This window comes from Deinococcus radiodurans R1 = ATCC 13939 = DSM 20539, from assembly GCF_000008565.1.
GTDB lineage: Bacteria > Deinococcota > Deinococci > Deinococcales > Deinococcaceae > Deinococcus > Deinococcus radiodurans.
This window is the reverse complement of record NC_001263.1, coordinates 12,961-29,762: the sequence shown is the minus strand read 5'-3', so window position 1 is coordinate 29,762 and position 16,802 is coordinate 12,961. Positions and strand designations below refer to the sequence as shown.

17 protein-coding genes and 2 tRNA genes are annotated in these 16,802 nt (G+C 66.4%); 12 read left to right on the top strand and 7 right to left on the bottom strand.

Annotation, left to right across the window (positions count from 1 at the left end; genetic code table 11):
• Positions 1 to 88: 88 nt before the first annotated feature.
• Positions 89 to 1,687: an aminotransferase class V-fold PLP-dependent enzyme gene (locus tag DR_RS00150; protein WP_034350815.1), complete on the bottom strand. Its 1,599-nt coding sequence runs from the start codon at positions 1,685 to 1,687 to the stop codon at positions 89 to 91.
• A gap of 107 nt (positions 1,688 to 1,794) precedes the next feature.
• Here DR_RS00150 and mnmG point away from each other — a divergent pair, with 107 nt between their 5' ends.
• Positions 1,795 to 3,597 (top strand): tRNA uridine-5-carboxymethylaminomethyl(34) synthesis enzyme MnmG, encoded by a 1,803-nt coding sequence (gene mnmG, locus DR_RS00145; protein WP_010886675.1) that lies wholly within the window; start codon positions 1,795 to 1,797, stop codon positions 3,595 to 3,597.
• An 83-nt stretch (positions 3,598 to 3,680) separates the two neighbouring features.
• Here the strand turns inward: mnmG and DR_RS00140 are convergent, their stop codons facing one another.
• From DR_RS00140 to purE, 4 genes are all read right to left on the bottom strand, one after another.
• Positions 3,681 to 4,490, bottom strand: coding sequence for a class I SAM-dependent methyltransferase (locus DR_RS00140; protein WP_010886674.1), 810 nt, complete (start codon positions 4,488 to 4,490; stop codon positions 3,681 to 3,683).
• A 90-nt stretch (positions 4,491 to 4,580) separates the two neighbouring features.
• Positions 4,581 to 5,780, bottom strand: a complete 1,200-nt coding sequence (locus DR_RS00135; protein WP_010886673.1) for a VanW family protein — start codon at positions 5,778 to 5,780, stop codon at positions 4,581 to 4,583.
• A 107-nt stretch (positions 5,781 to 5,887) separates the two neighbouring features.
• Positions 5,888 to 7,000, bottom strand: coding sequence for a 5-(carboxyamino)imidazole ribonucleotide synthase (purK, locus tag DR_RS00130; RefSeq protein WP_010886672.1), 1,113 nt, complete (start codon positions 6,998 to 7,000; stop codon positions 5,888 to 5,890).
• Positions 6,997 to 7,530 carry a 5-(carboxyamino)imidazole ribonucleotide mutase gene (gene purE / locus DR_RS00125; protein WP_010886671.1) on the bottom strand — a complete coding sequence of 178 codons (534 nt, stop codon included), beginning with the start codon at positions 7,528 to 7,530 and terminating at the stop codon, positions 6,997 to 6,999. The genes purK and purE overlap by 4 nt, the downstream gene beginning before the upstream one ends.
• Before the next feature lie 125 nt (positions 7,531 to 7,655).
• On the opposite strand from purE, the gene DR_RS00120 reads away from it, so the two are divergent.
• From DR_RS00120 to DR_RS17215, 3 genes are all read left to right on the top strand, one after another.
• Positions 7,656 to 7,731: transfer RNA gene (locus tag DR_RS00120), tRNA-Asp, on the top strand.
• Between the two features lie 21 nt (positions 7,732 to 7,752).
• Positions 7,753 to 7,828 (top strand) — tRNA-Phe (locus tag DR_RS00115).
• A 224-nt stretch (positions 7,829 to 8,052) separates the two neighbouring features.
• The gene (locus tag DR_RS17215) at positions 8,053 to 8,601 is read left to right on the top strand and encodes a uracil-DNA glycosylase (protein WP_162177767.1); all 549 of its coding nucleotides are present in this window, start codon (positions 8,053 to 8,055) and stop codon (positions 8,599 to 8,601) included.
• A gap of 127 nt (positions 8,602 to 8,728) precedes the next feature.
• On the opposite strand, the gene DR_RS00105 is transcribed toward DR_RS17215, so the two are convergent.
• Complete coding sequence (locus tag DR_RS00105) at positions 8,729 to 8,995, bottom strand: hypothetical protein (protein ID WP_010886669.1); 267 nt, start codon at positions 8,993 to 8,995, stop codon at positions 8,729 to 8,731.
• Between the two features lie 124 nt (positions 8,996 to 9,119).
• Positions 9,120 to 10,505 carry a ribonuclease R family protein gene (locus DR_RS00100; protein ID WP_010886668.1) on the bottom strand — a complete coding sequence of 462 codons (1,386 nt, stop codon included), beginning with the start codon at positions 10,503 to 10,505 and terminating at the stop codon, positions 9,120 to 9,122.
• Between the two features lie 194 nt (positions 10,506 to 10,699).
• Between DR_RS00100 and DR_RS00095 the strand changes: the two genes are divergently transcribed.
• The 8 genes from DR_RS00095 (at position 10,700) to parB (ending at position 16,430) form a co-directional block, all read left to right on the top strand.
• On the top strand, positions 10,700 to 11,581 hold the full coding sequence (locus DR_RS00095) for a hypothetical protein (protein ID WP_010886667.1): 882 nt from the start codon (positions 10,700 to 10,702) through the stop codon (positions 11,579 to 11,581).
• Positions 11,582 to 11,592: 11 nt separating this feature from the next.
• Positions 11,593 to 12,195 carry a hypothetical protein gene (locus DR_RS00090; protein ID WP_027480249.1) on the top strand — a complete coding sequence of 201 codons (603 nt, stop codon included), beginning with the start codon at positions 11,593 to 11,595 and terminating at the stop codon, positions 12,193 to 12,195.
• A 67-nt stretch (positions 12,196 to 12,262) separates the two neighbouring features.
• Positions 12,263 to 12,616, top strand: coding sequence for a DUF2089 domain-containing protein (locus DR_RS00085; protein ID WP_027480250.1), 354 nt, complete (start codon positions 12,263 to 12,265; stop codon positions 12,614 to 12,616).
• A 99-nt stretch (positions 12,617 to 12,715) separates the two neighbouring features.
• Positions 12,716 to 13,456, top strand: a complete 741-nt coding sequence (locus DR_RS00080) for an SIR2 family NAD-dependent protein deacylase (RefSeq protein WP_010886664.1) — start codon at positions 12,716 to 12,718, stop codon at positions 13,454 to 13,456.
• A 118-nt stretch (positions 13,457 to 13,574) separates the two neighbouring features.
• Entirely contained in the window at positions 13,575 to 13,904 is a 330-nt protein-coding gene (locus DR_RS00075; RefSeq protein WP_027480251.1) for a hypothetical protein, read from the top strand.
• Positions 13,901 to 14,662, top strand: coding sequence for a 16S rRNA (guanine(527)-N(7))-methyltransferase RsmG (gene rsmG / locus DR_RS00070; RefSeq protein WP_010886662.1), 762 nt, complete (start codon positions 13,901 to 13,903; stop codon positions 14,660 to 14,662). Before DR_RS00075 ends, rsmG begins: the two co-directional genes overlap by 4 nt.
• Before the next feature lie 168 nt (positions 14,663 to 14,830).
• Entirely contained in the window at positions 14,831 to 15,580 is a 750-nt protein-coding gene (locus DR_RS00065) for a ParA family protein (protein ID WP_027480253.1), read from the top strand.
• A complete protein-coding gene (gene parB, locus DR_RS00060) occupies positions 15,564 to 16,430 on the top strand; it encodes a ParB/RepB/Spo0J family partition protein ParB (protein ID WP_010886660.1) in 867 nt (288 codons plus the stop codon). Before DR_RS00065 ends, parB begins: the two co-directional genes overlap by 17 nt.
• Positions 16,431 to 16,802 lie beyond the last annotated feature (372 nt).

Below are 16,802 nucleotides of genomic sequence, written 5' to 3'. Positions count from 1 at the left end.
AGCTAACGAGCGTTAGGCATTGTAGATTCCACGGCTCCAAAAGGCGAATTGGGGGGAGTTCGGCTGGGCTGGACGGGCAAAAAGCCCCTCAGTAAGCAAAAAAGACCAAGTCGCCCGGCACTTGTTCCGGAATGGGGCGCCGCGCTGCTACGTTCAGCATTTGCGCCCGCTCCGCAGCCTCGCGCAGGTATGCGGCGTAGGGCACTTCTCCCCTGCCCCGCTGCGGCACCGCGTCACCGAACAGCGAGGGCGGCGCAGCGTCCTGCGGATGCGTCCAGGCGCCGGTCTTCCAATCGAAGTCGTAGAGCGGCAGGAACTTCTCGCCGTGCTCAGCGACGAATTCGATGGCCGAGAGTAGAAAGTCCACTTCCTCGTCGGTGGCCCAGGGGGCAAGGTTGAGGCGCGTCCAGCCGGGCTTGAGGCCGTCGAGGTCACTCATCACGCACTGGAAATACCGCTCAGAGCGTTCGTCGTCAATGTCGAGCAGCGCGTGCCCATACGGCCCGGCGCAGGCGCAACCGCCGCGCGCCTGAATGCCGAAAAGGTCGTTGAGCAGCCGCACCACGAAGCGCGGGTGCAGGTAAGTGCCGTCCTCGGCCTTCACCAGAAACGACAGGAAGGCCAGCCGGGGCGCGTCCGGGTTGCCGAGGAGTTGCACGCGGGGATGGATACCCAGTCGCGTCACCGCCCGCCCGAACAGCTCATGCTCGCGCTCGGTCAGCGCCCTGACCCCAAGTTCTTCCTTAACCCGGAAGGCGAGCGCCGTGCGAATCTTGCCGAGGATGGCGGGCGTTCCGGCGTCTTCCCTGGCCTCGATGTCGTCCACGAAGGTGTGTTTCGTCCGGCTCACATAGCGCACCGTGCCGCCACCCGCCGTGCTGGGGCTGCTGAGGCGGTACAGCTCCGCGCGGAAGCACAGCAGGCCGGGCGTTCCGGGGCCGCCGACAAACTTGTGCGGACTGAGAAACACCGCGTCGTAGCCGTCGGGCTGTCCCGGCTTCATGTCGATGGCGACGTAAGGCGCGCTCGCCGCGAAGTCGAAGAAAGCGTAGGCCCCGTGCCGGTGCAAAATCCGCGCGACGGTGCGGGTGTCGGTGAGCAGGCCAGTGACGTTGCTCGCCGCGCTGAACGAGCCGATTTTGGGACGGCGGGCGTAGCGGGGGTCTTTGAGCGCCGTAATCAGGGCATCTAAATCCAGATTGCCGCGCGCACACAGCGGAATCTCCACCACTTCCGCCAGCGTCTCGCGCCAGCTCACCTCGTTGGAGTGGTGCTCGTAGGGGCCGACGAAGACCACCGGGCGCTCGTGCTCGGGCAGAGCGTCCAGCACCGTCAGCCGGTGAGCGCAGCCCACGCTGAGGCCTAGAATGTCTTGCATTCTCCGCACCGCCGCCGTGCTGCCCGAACCGCAGAACACCAGTTTGCAGCTCGCGTCCGCGCCGAGTTGCGCCTTGACGTACTCGTGCGCCTCGTGGGTCAGGTGGGTGGAGTGCGCGCCGGTCGCGCTGTCCTCGGTGTGGGTGTTGGCGTAGAGCGGCAGCGCGAGCCGGCGCACCTGGTCTTCTACGCTGCGCAGCGCCCGGCCCGAGGCCACGTAGTCGGCGTAAGTGACCCGCCGCTCGCCGAACGGGGTGCGGATGACGGCCTCCGACCCGATGAGGTCGGCCCTTAAGCTGGCGAAGTCCATGCCGCTATTGTGAGCCCTAAGAGTGGCCAGGTCCACAATTCAGGAGGGGCTGGCGCTCCTACGCACAGCACGTTTATTAGGCGCTCAGGCCGCTACACTGACCCCTTATGAAGGGCTGGAATGTCATCGTCATCGGCGGAGGCCACGCGGGGCTGGAAGCTGCCTGGGCCGCCGCCAAATTCTCGCGGGTCGCGCTGCTCGTCGGCAACCCGGCGACGGTGGGCCGCATGCCCTGCAACCCGGCGGTGGGCGGGCCGGGCAAAAGCCAGCTCGTCTTTGAAGTGCAGGCGCTCGGCGGACTGATGGGTCGCCTCGCCGACGACACCGCCATTCACACCCGGATGCTCAACGCGAGCAAGGGCCCCGCCGTGCAGTCGCTGCGCGTGCAGAACGAACGCGACGCCTACGCCGAACGCGCCCAGGACGTGATTTTCGGGCACTCCGAAATTGAGATTGTGCGCGGTGAAGCCGCCGACTTGGAACAGGATGGGCAGGGCGGCTGGGTGGTCGTGACCAGCGATGGCCGCCGCCTGCACGCCCGCAGTGTGGTCCTTGCCGCCGGTACCTTCATGCGCGGTGTGACCTGGTATGGCCGCCAATCGCGCCCCGAGGGACGACAGGGCGAGCCGCCCTCGCGCTTTCTTTCAGCTCCACTGGAACGCGGCGGGCACGTGCTCAAGCGCTACAAGACCGGCACCCCTCCGCGCGTCCGGGCCGACTCGGTGCGCTTTGCCGACCTGCTGGAAATTCCCGCCGACCCGCAGCCGCGCGGCTTTACCGGCACGCCCGGTCCCCGCGCCGCCGAGTCTCCGACCTGGCAGACCCACACCACACCGCAGACGCACGCGCTGATTCAGGAAAACCTGCACGAGTCGCCCATGTATGCCGGCGACATCGAGGGCCTGGGGCCACGCTACTGTCCGAGCATCGAGGACAAAGTGGTCAAGTTCGCCCACCACGACCGCCACCTGCTGTTCGTGGAACCCGACGGCGTGCAGACGAGCGAGGTCTACCTCCAGGGCTTTTCCTCCTCACTGCCGCCGCGCCTGCAAGACGAACTGGTGCGGACGCTCCCAGGCTTCGAGCAGGCCGTCATTCAGCGCTACGCCTACGCGGTGGAATACGACGTGGTGGACTCCACTGAACTCACCCTCAACCTCGAATCCAAAAAGCTGCCGGGCCTCTTCACCGCCGGGCAGCTCAACGGCACCAGCGGCTACGAGGAAGCGGCGGCGCAGGGCTTGGTCGCAGGGACGGCGGCAGCGCGGCGCTCCCTTGGCCTGGACGAACAGGTCATCGGGCGGGAAACCAGTTATCTGGGTGTGTTGCTCGACGACCTCGTCTTCAAGGGCAGCGACGAACCCTACCGCATGATGACCAGCCGGGTGGAACACCGCCTATTGGTCCGCCAGGACAACGCCGACGAGCGCATGACGCCTATCGGCCATGCGCTGGGGCTGGTTGATGACGCCGAGTTGATAAGGGTGCAGGAGAAGTACGCTCGGGTGCAGAGCGGCATCAAAAGCCTCAGCAAGCAGCGCATGCAAGGGCAAACCGCCGATGCCTGGCTGCGCCGCCCCGAGCTGTCGCTGGCCGACGTAGAAACTCTGGGCGCCACACTGCCCGCCGAACTGGGTGCCAGCGAGCGCGAAGCGGTGGAAATCCGCGTCAAGTACGCCGGCTACATCGCCCGCGCCGAATCGCAACTGCGCTCAGAAGCCAAAGCCCGTGAACTCAGCCTCAGCGGCGTGAATTTCGCCGGTATTACGGCCCTGTCCAACGAAGCGCGCGAAAAATTAACGCGCCTGCAACCGCAGACAGTGGAGCAGGCCAGCCGCATTTCCGGTGTCCGCCACGCCGATATCAGTGCCCTGCTGGTGCATCTGAAAGGCCAGCGAGTGGGAAGTTAGGTTTCACGCGAAACTTGACGGTGAAACAAATGGGGAAGGAGGCTCACTGAGCTTAAGAGTGAGTCCCCTCCAAGGAGTCAGGCTCAATCTGAAACCGCTTTGCGCCCTCGCGCCACGATCAAGAGAATCGGCACCGTCAGCGGCCCAGCGGCGAACAGCGGTTGTAATTCGGCAAGATGCTCGTCTTCTAGACGGGCTTGCACTTCTGGCGTGAATTGGGCAAGGGGCAATCCTTCCAGTCCTGCCCGGATGTCGGCCCAGCGGTCAGCAGGCGTAGCGAGGGTGTAGGGCAACGGCGTCAATTCGGCAGTCACCTCAGCAAACCCTGCCTGAATGAGCAAGTCCTTTGCGGCCTCTACCGTACCGATACGCCCCAGCGGCGGCGCTCCAGGTTTGACGCCTTCTCCGGCGAGCCGTTCGCGCCACAGTCCCGGCAACGGGCCGAGCAGGCCACGCCCAAACGCGCTAAACACGACTTCGCCACCGGGCCGCAGCACCCGCCGCCACTCTCTTAAAGCTGCGACCATATCGGGCACGAAAAAAAGCCCTGCGCCACAAACCACCACGTCGAAACTTTGATCGGCAAAGGTCAGGGCTGTTGCCTCAGCAAGCACGAACTGCACGTTGGAGCGTCCAGCCGCCCGCTGCCGCGCCTGTTCAATCATGGCTGGGGCAATGTCAGTGCCCATCACCTCAGCAACCTTTGGAGCGAGCGTCAAGGCCACAGTGCCGGTACCTGTCGCCACATCAAGTACCCGGCCAGTGGGCGGAACATCTAGCGCGGCGGCCAGGGCCAACGCAGCCTGAGTCAAAAAACCCAGCGCGTCATAGTCGGCGGCAATACGGTCAAATTGCCGAGCGTTGGCGGCGCGGCGCTGCTGGTCGGTGGTCATGGTGAGGGCATTAAAACATTCCGCCCTGCCGAGAGATTACACAACCCCGGCAGTGCCCCGTCTAGGGAGCCGCCGGGGTTGCAGTTCGGTTTACTTCTTCGCCTGCGCTTCCGTCTGCTTCAGGCGCGGGTCGCTGGGATGCACGCCGTACACCGCGCCCCAGGGCTTGTAGACGCTCTTAATGCTGTCCTGCTGGCTGGTGCCGTCGCGGAAGGTGACGGTGCGGGTAATCACGCTCGTCATCCCCTCCATCGGCTGGTCGAGCAGGCGCTGTTGCCCCAGCACCACGCGCTTATCAGGGGTGAAGGTGGGAGAGGCGGCGGGTTTCACATCCGTGACCACTGGGGCACTGATCTGGGTTTTGCGGCCCGTGTCAGGGCCAAACACGTCGAAGCGTAGTTTCTGGGTCGCCGTGTTCCAGCTCGCCTGAATGAAGATGTAGGCATCGGTGTCGTTCTTCATCCGCAGGTTCTTGCTGGGGGCGTACACCGTCGCCTCGTAGCCCACCGGGTCGTAGTAGTGGACGCGGTAGGAGTGCTGGTTGCGCTCTACGATGGGCAGGCCCGCTTCCCAAAGGGCGCGGAAAATGGTGGTGCTGACCTGGCAGATGCCGCCGCCGTCTTCCAGCGCCAGCGTGCCGCCGGAAATGATGTAACCGGGCACGAAGCCGTTGGCCGCGTTGATGTCCCCCATTGACTTGTTGAAATCGAAGTCCTCGCCGGGCGCCACCCACTGGTAGTCAAGCTTAGAAGACCCGACCACGATGTTCTTGACGCGGAAATCCGGGCTGCCAGTAAATGAGCTGCGGGCGCTCGCCAGGTTGCGCATGACGCCGCGCTCGGCAAGCAGGGCCACGCTGCGCTGGGGCACCTTTTCGCTGAAGACGACCGGCAGGGTCGTTGCCCCAGTGCGAATCGCTTCGAGCAGCTTGGCCTCCGTCGCCGGACGGTCGAGCTTCCACTCGGGCTGGTCGGTCGCCACCCACTTGTTGCCCACCTGCTCGAACTTGGCGGGGCGCCCACGCACGAAGGTTTCCTTTTCCACCCGGTCGAGGTAGGGGGTCAGGTACGAGCTGAGCTTGTTGTACTCACGGCTGCGGGCAACCCACTTGGCGGGCAGGGTCCAGCTCTTGGTCACAGGCGCCGTGACGAGCTGACCGTCGTCGATCTTTTTGAGTTCGCCCTTGAAAGTGAGTTGCAGATCCTGTGCCAGTGCCAGCTGAGGAGCAGGCTGGGCTGCCAGCGCCGCGCCAGGCCAGGTCAGCAGCAGGGGAAGAAGAAAACGCTTCATCCATCTACCCTAGACGCCCCTGGCTGACGGGCAATGAGCAGAGCTTACCTTTGCCCCGACACTCGATCAGGAACGGGTCACGGGGGGTGCGGGAAGCAGACGAAAAGTCAGGGGATGAGCTGTTCGAGCTGTGCCAGCCGCTGATGCAAGGTGGGCAGGTCGGGCGCTGCCAGATTGACGTGTCCCAGCTTGCGCCCGGTGCGGTGCGCCTTGTGATAGAGGTGGACGCGGGTGCCGGGAAGGGCGTCAATGGCGGCCCAGTCGGGCGCGGCCCCCTCCACACCGACATAGTTGACCATCGCGCAGGGCAGCAGGGGAGACCAGTCGGACAGCGGCAGGCCCAGCACCGCGCGCACCTGTGCCTCGAACTGGCTGGCACCGCCGCCGTCCTGGGTCAGGTGGCCGGAGTTGTGGACACGGGGCGCGACCTCATTCACCAGCAGGTCGCCGTCCGGCACCTGAAAGAATTCCAGCGTGAGCAGCCCTTCCAGGCCCCAGCCCTCGGCCACGGCGCGGGCCATCTCGCGGGCGCGGGCTTCGGTGCCGTCCGGCACGGCAGCGGGGTAAACGGACGTCCGCAAAATCCCGTCACGGTGGACGTTCTCCACCAGCGGCCCAAAGGCCAGGCGCCCGTCCGCCGTGCGCGCCACAGCGAGGCTGACTTCGCGCTCAAAGGTGACGAAGCCTTCCAATATGCAGGCGACTTGCCCCAGCTCGGCCCAGCCCTGGCGCAGGTCGGTGTCGGAGGCCACCCGCACCTGCCCTTTTCCGTCGTACCCGAGTTCGGAGGTTTTGAGGATGCCCTGGCCCCCGACCCGGTCCAGAGCGCCGTCCAGGTCCGCTTCCCGCTGGATGACCACGAAGGGCGCCGTGCGCGCCCCCGCCTCTTGCAGCGCCGCCTTCTCGCGGGCGCGGTGCTTGGAGCGGGCGAGCAGCCCGGCTCCGGGACGCACCGGCACCCGGCCCCGCAGAGCGTCCAGCGACTCCACCGGGACATTTTCGAATTCCAGCGTGACCGCGTCGCACGCCGCAAGCGCGTCCAGCCCCGCCGGGTCGGTGTAGGGCGCGTGCACATGCTCGGCACACAGCCGGGCTGGGGCTTCCGCATCAGGTTCAAGCACCCGCACCTGCACCCCCAGCGGCAGCGCAGCGAGGGCCAGCATCTGAGCGAGTTGTCCGCCGCCCAGAATGCCGAGGGTGGCCGCAGGTTGGTCGCTCATTCGGTGCCCGCCTGGGGATGACCGTCGAAATAGGGGTCATCCAGCACGGCTTGAGTTTGAGCAGCGCGGAAGGCCTCCAGCCGGGTCCGCACCCCCGCATCAGTGGTGGCGAGCAGGGCGGCGGCAAAGAGCGCAGCGTTTTTGGCCCCCGCCTGTCCGATGGCGAAGGTGGCGACGGGGACACCGGCAGGCATCTGCACGATGCTCAGCAAGCTGTCCTGACCGCTGAGGGCCCGCGACTGCACCGGCACGCCGAGCACCGGCACCCGCGTAAAGGCCGCCAGCATCCCTGGCAGGTGCGCGGCCCCCCCCGCCCCGGCAATGATGCAGGCGAGTCCCAGCCGCTCGGCGCGGGCCGCGTAGGTCGACAGTAGCCCCGGCGTACGGTGGGCCGAGAGCACGCGCACCTCGTAGGGAATCTCAAGCTGCGACAGGAGGTCCAAGGCGCCCTGCATCGTCTCGGAGTCGCTGCGGCTGCCCATCACCACGCCGACGCGGGGGGACGCCGAGTCAGCAGAAAGATCACTCATCACGCCCCGCAGTCTAGCGGGCCAGTCACCCTGCTCTCGCCCGCACACCGTGACATGGTTGACACCCTGAGAATCGCCCGCTATCTTTAATCGCGCTGCTTTTGGCAGCCTCATATTTACCAGTTGGTCCGGTAGTGTAGCGGTTAGCATATCTGCCTGTCACGCAGAAGGTCGCGGGTTCAAATCCCGTCCGGACCGCCAAAGTCTCCCCCTGGGGAGCACGGCTAGGTAGCTCAGCTGGTAGAGCAAACGACTGAAAATCGTTGGGTCGCCGGTTCAAGTCCGGCCCTGGCCACCAAACGAGAACTCCTCTGTCCCTGGCAGGGGATTTTTTGTTTTCCCCATGTATGTCAGCTTTTCAGAGGCCCCCGTAGAGTTGGGGACATGGACAGCGCTCTCCCAGAATTTCCAACTTCATCCAGACAGCTTGCCGACCCTACCCAAGTAGAGCAGCGCCGCTCCTAGCTCACTTTGCCGCACCACGTCCCGCTGCAAGCTCACCTTCAGGACTTACGGGCAAGGGTGGCGCCACGCGGCCTGGACATTCCAGAGCTTGACCCGGCAGGTGGAGGCGTCAACAGCCGCATTCTCTGCCTGCTGGAAGCGCCGGGGCCACAAGCCGCGCAGTCCCGCGGTGGCAGTGGATTTATCAGCATGGACAATGACGACCACACGGCCCACACCATGTTTCAGCTCATTGCAGACAGCGGCGTGCGTCGTGAACAGCTTTTGTTGTGGAATATCGTGCCGTGGTACGTAGGTGATGACCACCGAATTCGCGGCGTCAAGCAAGGCGAGATTCAGGAAGGCGCCGACCTTCTCGCCGAGCTCATCGAGCTTTTGCCAGAGCTGGCTGTCGTCGTCACGCTGGGACGAGCCGCCGCCAGCGGGTGGGCGCGGGTCAAGGGCAGAGCCGTCAGCAGGACTGTGACCCTCAACAGTTGGCATCCCAGCGGACAGGCTCTCAATGGTCATCCCGAACGGTACGAACATCTTCTGATGACTCTGCGCCTCGCACAGCAAATCAGTGAGTATCGGCAGAGTCCATTCCGGCCCAGTTGGTCTTCCTGACGTTTACTAGGGCATTTGACAGAAAAAGACACCCTCACCCCTTGCTTCGCAAGGCCCTCTCCCATCAAGGTAGAGGGTCAAAGACAGACCAGATCATTCTGTCAAATGCTTTAGAGCAAAAGAATTTTTAGCCCAGCAGAGCGGTGTCATCGGCGTCGGCGAGATGACGGAAAGAGTGCGCCTTGGTTCTCAGGCCCATTTCGTCATAGCACTCGGCGAGGCGCAGCGCGAAAAACTGCATGGCGCGGCAGTCTTCGCGGCGCTCGGCGACTTCGAGGCAGGTGCGGTAATGCAGCACCGCGAGGTGATACTGCCGACTTCCGGCGGCGTGCTCGGCACGGCAGTGGGCCATGCGGAGGGACACGATGTCGCAGGGAAGGCTCGCGGCAGTCATACCCGCAGTTTAGACAGCTCTGGCGCTTTCCAAATGCAAGATGAGGCAACTTTCCCGCGTCTAGAACGTCATTTTTTTTCGTTCAGGGCGAAATGTCCCGCTGCGGATTCGCTTGCTGACAGCGTCAGACGCTGCGCGCCCGCACCCGCATTTGCGGCAGGTCGATATCGGCAAATTGCACCTGCAGCGCGGTGCCGGGAGCGGCGGGCGTGTTTACCTGCACGTCGAAGGCGAGGTCGGGAATCAGCAGCGTGGCCTGTGCCCCCCGGCGGTCCACCACCACCGCGTCCCACACGCGCTCCGGCTGCGCGGCGATGAAGCGCAGGGTGTGGTGACGGCGGCTGAGGCGCTCGGCCTGCCGGGTGGCGTCGGCGTTCATCTGCGACTCGGCGATGTGCGCGGCCATAACCTTGCTGCTCAGCGGGTCGCGGCCCGCCAGGAAGGCCCGCAACTGCTGGTGCACCACCAGGTCGAGGTAGCGGCGCATGGGGCTCGTCGCCTGGGCGTAGAGGTCGAGGCCCATCCCGTGGTGCGGCCCTGGCGAGGGCTGAAAGCGGGTGCGGGCCAGCGTCTTACGCCGCGCCCACATCGCGGGCAGGGTATCGCCCGCCACCTCACGGGTGGGGTAGTCCTGGGTGGCGAAGGGCAGGGGAATCTCGTTGTCGTCGGCAAAGATGGCGGTCCCCCAGCCAGCCAGCGTCATGCACTCCTGCACCACCGTCCGCATCTCGGGCTTGGGCAGCGGAAAGACGGAGGCGCCCGTCTCGTCGGCCTTCACGCGCACTTCGGGCAGGTCGATGGACAGCGCGCCTTCGCCCTCGCGCAGGCGGCGGCTGGCGCGGGCGAGGCGGGCGAGCGTGACGAAGGGTTCCTCGCCCGCCTCCAGCCGGGCCTGCGCCTCCTGATAGGCGAGGCGCTGCACCTTCACGCGCGTCAGCAGCACGTCCACCGCCTCGGCGTTGCCGTCCGGGTCGAGGTCGAGACAGATGGAGAGCGCCGGAGACACCTCGTGCAGGCCCAGCCCCGCCTTCGCCACCAGTTCGTCGGGCAGCATCCCGATGGTGCGGTCGGGCAGGTAGAGGGTGGCGCCGCGTGCCCGCGCTTCGAGGTCAAGCGGGCTGTCGGGGGCCACCAGAGCCGCCACGTCGGCCACGTGCACCCACAGCCGGGTCAGGCCGCCACCGAGGTCTTCCACGCCCACCGCGTCGTCGGGGTCCTGGTTCCCCTCGTCGTCGATGGCGAAGGTGGGCAGATGGGTCAGGTCGAGCCGCTCCTCGGCGGGGTCGAAGTCGGGCACCGGCAACTCCACTGCGTTCAAAGCGGCGCGCAGGCGGTCGGCGTAGGGGGTGCGGGCCTCGTCCCAGACGCCGAGGCGCAGCAGCAGCGCGTGGGCGGCCTCGGGCGTTTCGGGCAGCTTCAGGTCGCGCAGGACGCGGCTCTTGTCGGCGCGGCCCCGGGCGAGGAGTTCCACCTCGGTGCGCTGGGCGGGGGTGAGTTCGGGCTGGGTCATGCCGAGCAGGATAGCCCGGAGGCTGAAAGGGGAGGGGTGAAGGGGTGATTTACCATTCTATAAACTCCGGTTTTCTAGGTCGGTCTGGGAATTATCGTTTTTATGGGTAAAATCCCTCTGAACTCGGCATAAACATGAAAGCCTGGGTTTGACATTTTGGTAATTCCATGTTTCTATTCTCTTAAGGAGGCACCATGAACGAAGAGCAGCACGAGCAGTTCCGTTCCCAGGTCGAACATCTGGTCGCCACAGGCAAACTCACCGCTGAGGAAGCCGCCGAGTTGCTGGACGGTCTGGCCGGCGATGAGCCCGGCGAACCCCTCAACCTCGCCCCGTTGACGGCGGCGACCGACACCCCCCCGAACCTGCATCTGGACGTGACCGGCTACGCGCTGCATGTCGTTCAGGACAGCGCCGCGCCGCACCCGCAACTGCATGTGAGCGAGCCGGGGCGGGTGGAACTGACCGCCACGCCGCAGGGCTGGCAGGTGCGTGAGGTGAAGGACACGGCTCGCCGGGGCTGGCTGGGCGGAGACTGGCGCAACGTGCGAGCGGTGCTGACCCTGCCGTTCGCGCCGCGCGATGTGCAGGCCGAGGTACACGGCGGTCAGGTGGCCCTGCCGGGCCTCGGCGGCGAGTTGCAGATCACGCTGCACGGCGGCAATGTGAGGACAGCGGCTATGGCGTCCCTGAGTGCTCGCATCCAGGGCGGCAATCTCAGCGTGGGCGCAGTGATGGGCGGCACGGACCTCACGGTGCACGGCGGCAACGTAAGCGTGGCGGGGAGCACGGCTCTGAGTGCCCGCATTCACGGCGGCAACCTGAACTGGAACGGGGAACTCGCGTCGGGCGAGCACCAGTTGAAACTGCATGGGGGCAATGCCCGGCTAGCCCTCCGTCCGGACAGTTCGCTGCGGGTGGACGCCCGGGTTACCGGGGGCCTGTTCGCCGCCGACTTCGCCACCCGCAAAAGTGGGGAGTTCGGCAGCGCGAGGTACCAGGGGCAGCTCGGGGACGGAGCCGCGCTGCTGTCCTGTCAGGTGGCGGGCGGCCAGATTCGGCTGGGGACAGCGTGAGAGAAGACCGCATGAGGGAAAAGGTGGTGCGCCTGCTCGGGCTGGTGCAGGCGGGCCGCCTGACGCTGGACGACGCCGCGCCGCTGCTGGCCGCGCTGAGTCCGAAACTGGCGCTGGAAGGCAGTGACCGTGAACTGCTCGCCTCGCTGCTGGCCCGCGAGAACCTGAGCGCCGAACAACTTGCCGAGCACCTGCTGCTGCTGCGCGGGCTGCGTGACCCGTCGCCGCGGACGCCCCAGCCGGGACGAGGCCGCCCTGGAGGAAGAGAAGCCATGACTGACCGCACAGCCGAACTCGTGGGCCGCACCCTGGACAGCGCCGCCGACTCACCCCAGCAGCACCTGAACTGGGGAAGCCCGCAGCCGGGGCCCTCGGCACGTGTCCTGAGCGTTCACACCGAGTCGAGTGACGGCAGCGAGTACCACGCCCACTTTCCGCTGAGCCTCGCGCCGCATCTGCACAAGCTGATTCCGCCACACGGAGTACGCGCACTGGAAGCGGCAGGTTTCAGCCTGGAGGCGCTGCAACTGCTGATCGAGGCTGACCCGCCGCCCGGCGACCTCGTGACGGCGGAGGACAGCGCGGGGAACGAGATTCAGATCAGCATTCGGTGACCGTCCTCCGGTGACAGGGCCGGGGCGGTTCGCGCTGCAAAAGCTCCCGACCCTCTACCATCCCCCCATGCGCCCGCTGCCTCTGCCTTTTCCCGACGAAACCGAAGCGCCGCTGGTCACGGAACTGCGGTTTCCGACCAGCGGCACCACCGTGCGCGGGGTGTTCGAACTCAACGAATTCGCCACCCTGACACCCGAGAACCTCGAATTTCTGCGCCTCTACATCCGGGTGCGCGGCAACCTCAAGGAAGTGGAGCGGGTTCTGGGCCTCTCGTACCCCACGGTGCGTTCGCGTTTCGATGCCCTGCTGCGAGCGATGGGCTACGAACCCGAAGCGCCCGACCCGCAGGACGAGGTGCTCAGCCAGCTCGAACGCGGCGAGCTGACGCCGGAGGAAGCCGCCCGCAAGCTGCGGCGGTGATGGCGGGGAGGGGGCCAGTAAGCGGAGTTCACGTCCGCTCCCGGCCTCGTCCCTTTCTCTACAGGGCCATCTAGCTTCAGGGCCCTTTATCCTCACGGCATGGACCTTTCCCAAGCCCGCGCCGCCCTGAAGGCTGCCCGCCGCGTCGCCGTGCTGACGGGCGCGGGCATCAGCGCCGAGAGCGGCATTCCGACTTTCCGTGACGCGCAGACCGGCCACTGGGCGCGCTTCCGGCCCGAGGACCTCGCCAGCCCGGACGCCTACCGCCGCGACCCCGACCTCGTGTGGGAGTGGTACGCCGGGCGCTACCGCGACGTGCTGGCCGCGCAGCCCAACCGGGGCCACGAGCTGCTGGCCGAACTCGAACGGCGCAAGGGCCCGGGCTTTTTCCTGGCGACCCAGAACGTGGACGGCCTGCACGCCCGCGCCGGCAGCGGGAGCGCAGGAGGCGAACTGGTCGAACTGCACGGCAACCTCTTGCAGGCCCGCGACGAACTGACCGGCGAGGTCTTTCCCCTGGCCGCGCCGGACGAGCTGACGCTGCCGCCGCTTTCTCCCAATGGCCAGCGGATGCGCCCCCACATCGTCTGGTTCGGGGAATACTTGCCGGTAGACGCGCTGGACGCGGCGCAGCGGGCCTTTGCCGGGGCCGAAGTCGCCCTGGTCATCGGCACGAGCAGCGTGGTCTACCCGGCTGCGGGGCTGGCAGCGGAGACGCTGCGGCGTGGCGGCGCCGTCATCGAAATCAACCCCGAGGCCACCGACCTGACGCCGGACGCCACCTTCAGCCTGCGCGAATCGGCGAGCCGGGGGCTGGAGCTGCTGCTGGAAGACGACTGAGTCAGCCTGAGTCAAAGGAACCTGGGCAAGAGGCGGCCTGATACAGTCCGGCGGTGGACTGGCGGACAGGCAGAGTGACGAAAAGACGTGAGTGGGCCGGGCCCGCAGGGGAGCCCACATGACCGAACTGAACGACTTTCAGCGCGGGCTGCTGCTCGGCATCCTGATTGGCGAGGGGCACTTCGGCGGCGACGGCAAGCAGCCGCACGTCACGCTGCGGATGCACACCCGGCACCAGCGGCTGTTTGAAACCCTGCTGGGAATGTTCCCCGAGTCCAAGCTCTACGGCCCCTACACCCACGGCGGGCGCAGTTATTTTCAGTGGATGATGCGCGGGCAGACGCTGCGCGAGTCCCTTATTCCCCTGCTCGACGAGCTGCCGCTGGAGCAGACCGACGAGCACGCCTACGAGCGCTACCAGGACATGAAACGGAGGTATGGCCTGTGATTCCCGACGCACTGACCCCGGCGGGCCGCGAACTGCTGCGGCGCGGGGCCGACGACCTGGGCCTGGACGTGGCCCCGCACGAGGAGCAGTTTGCCCGGCTGCTGGCGCTCTTGCGCGCGGGCAATGAGCGGCTCAACCTCACCGCCCTGAAGACGGAAGAGGACATCGTGCTCAAGCACTTCGTGGACTCGCTGACCACCCTGCGCGGCGGTCATTTGGACGGCGAGTGGAAGACGCTTGACCTCGGCACCGGCGCGGGCTTTCCGGCGCTGCCGCTCGCCATCCTGCGCCCCGAGCTGCGGCTGACCCCGCTCGATTCCATTCGCAAGAAAATCGATTTCGTGCGCGAGACCGCCGCTGAACTGGGCCTCTCCAACGTCACCCCGCAGGTGGGCCGCGCCGAGACACTAGGGCAAAGTGCCGAGCACCGTGGGAGCTATGACCGGGTGGTCGCCCGCGCCGTGGCGGCGCTGCCGGTGCTCGCCGAGCTGGCACTCCCGCTGCTGCGCGTCGGCGGCGTGTTCGTGGCGCAAAAGGGGCCTCTCAGCGAAGAAGAACTCGACGCCGGGCGGCGGGCGGCAGGCGAAGTCGGCGGGCGCATCATCGAAGTGGACCCCTTCACCCTGCCCGTTTCGGGCGACGCCCGCACCCTCATCGTGCTGGAAAAGCAGCGCCCCACCCCGGCCAAATACCCCCGCCGTGAGGGCGTGCCGACCCATCAGCCGCTCTTCTGGAAAGCGAAAGAACAGTCCCGTTGACAGCAGATTTGACGAGCAGGACGCGGAATGACGGACCACGCGGGCGGGGACCCCGCAGCACGCCATTCGGAGAACTGCTCTAGACTCTGGACCTGTGCGCCACTGCGCGGGAGCAACCGGCAGGCGCCGCGCAGGTGTGCAGGAGGGGCCAGGAGTGACAGGAGAGGCATGAAAACCATCGGAGTCGTCAATCAGAAAGGTGGGGTGGGCAAGACCACCACCGCCGTCAACCTGGGGGCCTACCTCGCCGCCGGGGGCCGCCGGGTGCTGGTGGTGGACATGGACCCGCAGGGCAACGCCACCAGCGGGCTGGGGCAGCGCGGGGCCGAACAGGGGTTGTACGAGGCGCTGGGCGAACCGGCCCGCAGCGCCGACTTTACCCTCGGCACCACGCAAAAAGGCCTGGACGTGCTGCCCGCCACCCCCGACCTGGCGGGCGCGGGCGTGGAACTGGCCGACGACCCCGACGCCCTGGCGCGGCTGCTGGCGAGCGTGCAGGGCTACGACCTGGTGCTGGTCGACGCCCCGCCCAGCCTGGGGCCGCTGACGGTGAACGTGCTGGCGGCGGTGGACGCCCTGCTGATTCCGGTGCAGGCCGAGTACTACGCCCTGGAGGGCCTCGCCGGGCTGATGGAGACAGTGGAGCGCGTGCAGGGCGGCCTCAACCCCCGGCTCAAGGTGCTGGGCATCGTGCTGACCATGCTCGACTCGCGCACCAATCTGGCGCAGGAAGTCGAAACGATGGTCCGGCAGCACTTCGGCGAACTGGTGTTCTGGTCGGTGGTGCCGCGCAACGTCCGGCTCTCGGAGGCGCCGAGTTTCGGCAAGCCCATCAACGCCTTCGCGCCGCTCTCCAGTGGGGCCGCCGCTTACAAGCGCCTGGCGGAGGAGGTGCTGCAACGTGTCGAAAAAATCTAGCCTGGGCCGGGGCCTCGACGCCCTGCTGACCAAGAAAGGCGAGCCCGTCGCGCAGGCAGGGACGGGAACACAGGTGCAGACCCTGAAAATCGAGCGCATCGCCCAGGCCGCCTACCAGCCCCGGCAGGTGTTCGAGCCCGAATCGCTCGCCGAACTCGCCCAGAGCATCCGCGAAAAAGGGGTGTTGCAGCCGCTGCTGGTGCGCCCGCGCGGCGACGCCTTCGAAATCGTGGCGGGCGAACGACGCTGGCGGGCCTCACAACTCGCCGGGTTGACCGAACTGCCGGTGATGATTCGCGACCTCGGCGACCGCGAGGCGCTCGAAATCGCCATCGTGGAGAACTTGCAGCGCGAAGACCTCGGCCCGCTGGAAGAAGCGCGGGCGTATCAAGCGCTGCTCGACCAGGGCCTGAACCAGGAAGGCGTAGCGCAGGCGGTGGGCAAGGGCCGCAGCACCGTGACCAACGCCCTGCGCCTGCTGACCCTCCCCGAGCCGGTGCTGCGCGCGCTCGACGAAGGCAGCATCAGCGCCAGCCACGCCCGCGCCGTCCTGACGCAGCCGGAAGCCGATCGCCTGTGGGCCTTCGAGCAGATTCGCAGCCGGGGCCTGAACGTCCGCGAGGCCGAAGCGCTCAAGCGCGAGCGCGGCGGACGCGACAAGGGGCAGGGCGCGCCCATCAAGGTCAACCCGCCGCGCGCTTACCGGCAGCTCGAACTCGACCTCAGCCGCCGCACCGGCACCCGCGTCAAAATCACCGGCGAGGACAAGGGCCGCGTGGAACTCAACTACGGCTCCCGCGAGGAGCTCGACCGGATTCTGCAAATCCTGGGTTACGAGGCCGAGGAATAACGTCAGACGACTTCAAAGCTGCCTGTAACGAGGTGGGGACCTGGATAAGAGTCAAAGTGTCGCAGAAGGATGGAATGGGCATTCTGGAGCGGGTCAACTGCACCCTGAAGTGCGAGTTCATCTTCAGGGAGGGGCCGAAAACAAAAGCGGAACTGAGCGCGTTATGCGCTGAGTTCCGCACCTGGTGCAACACTGTTGGCCCTCATACGGCTTTAATCCGATTCCCGAACATCCGGAAGAGGCGCCGGATGCCCGTCCATCTCCTTAAAGCCGTATTTTTTCCATGCGCTCCGCGCAAAATTGCGCCCGGACATGTCCGGGACTCAATTTGAAACCATATCATTCCGCTTTGGGATACGACCGTCCCTGGGC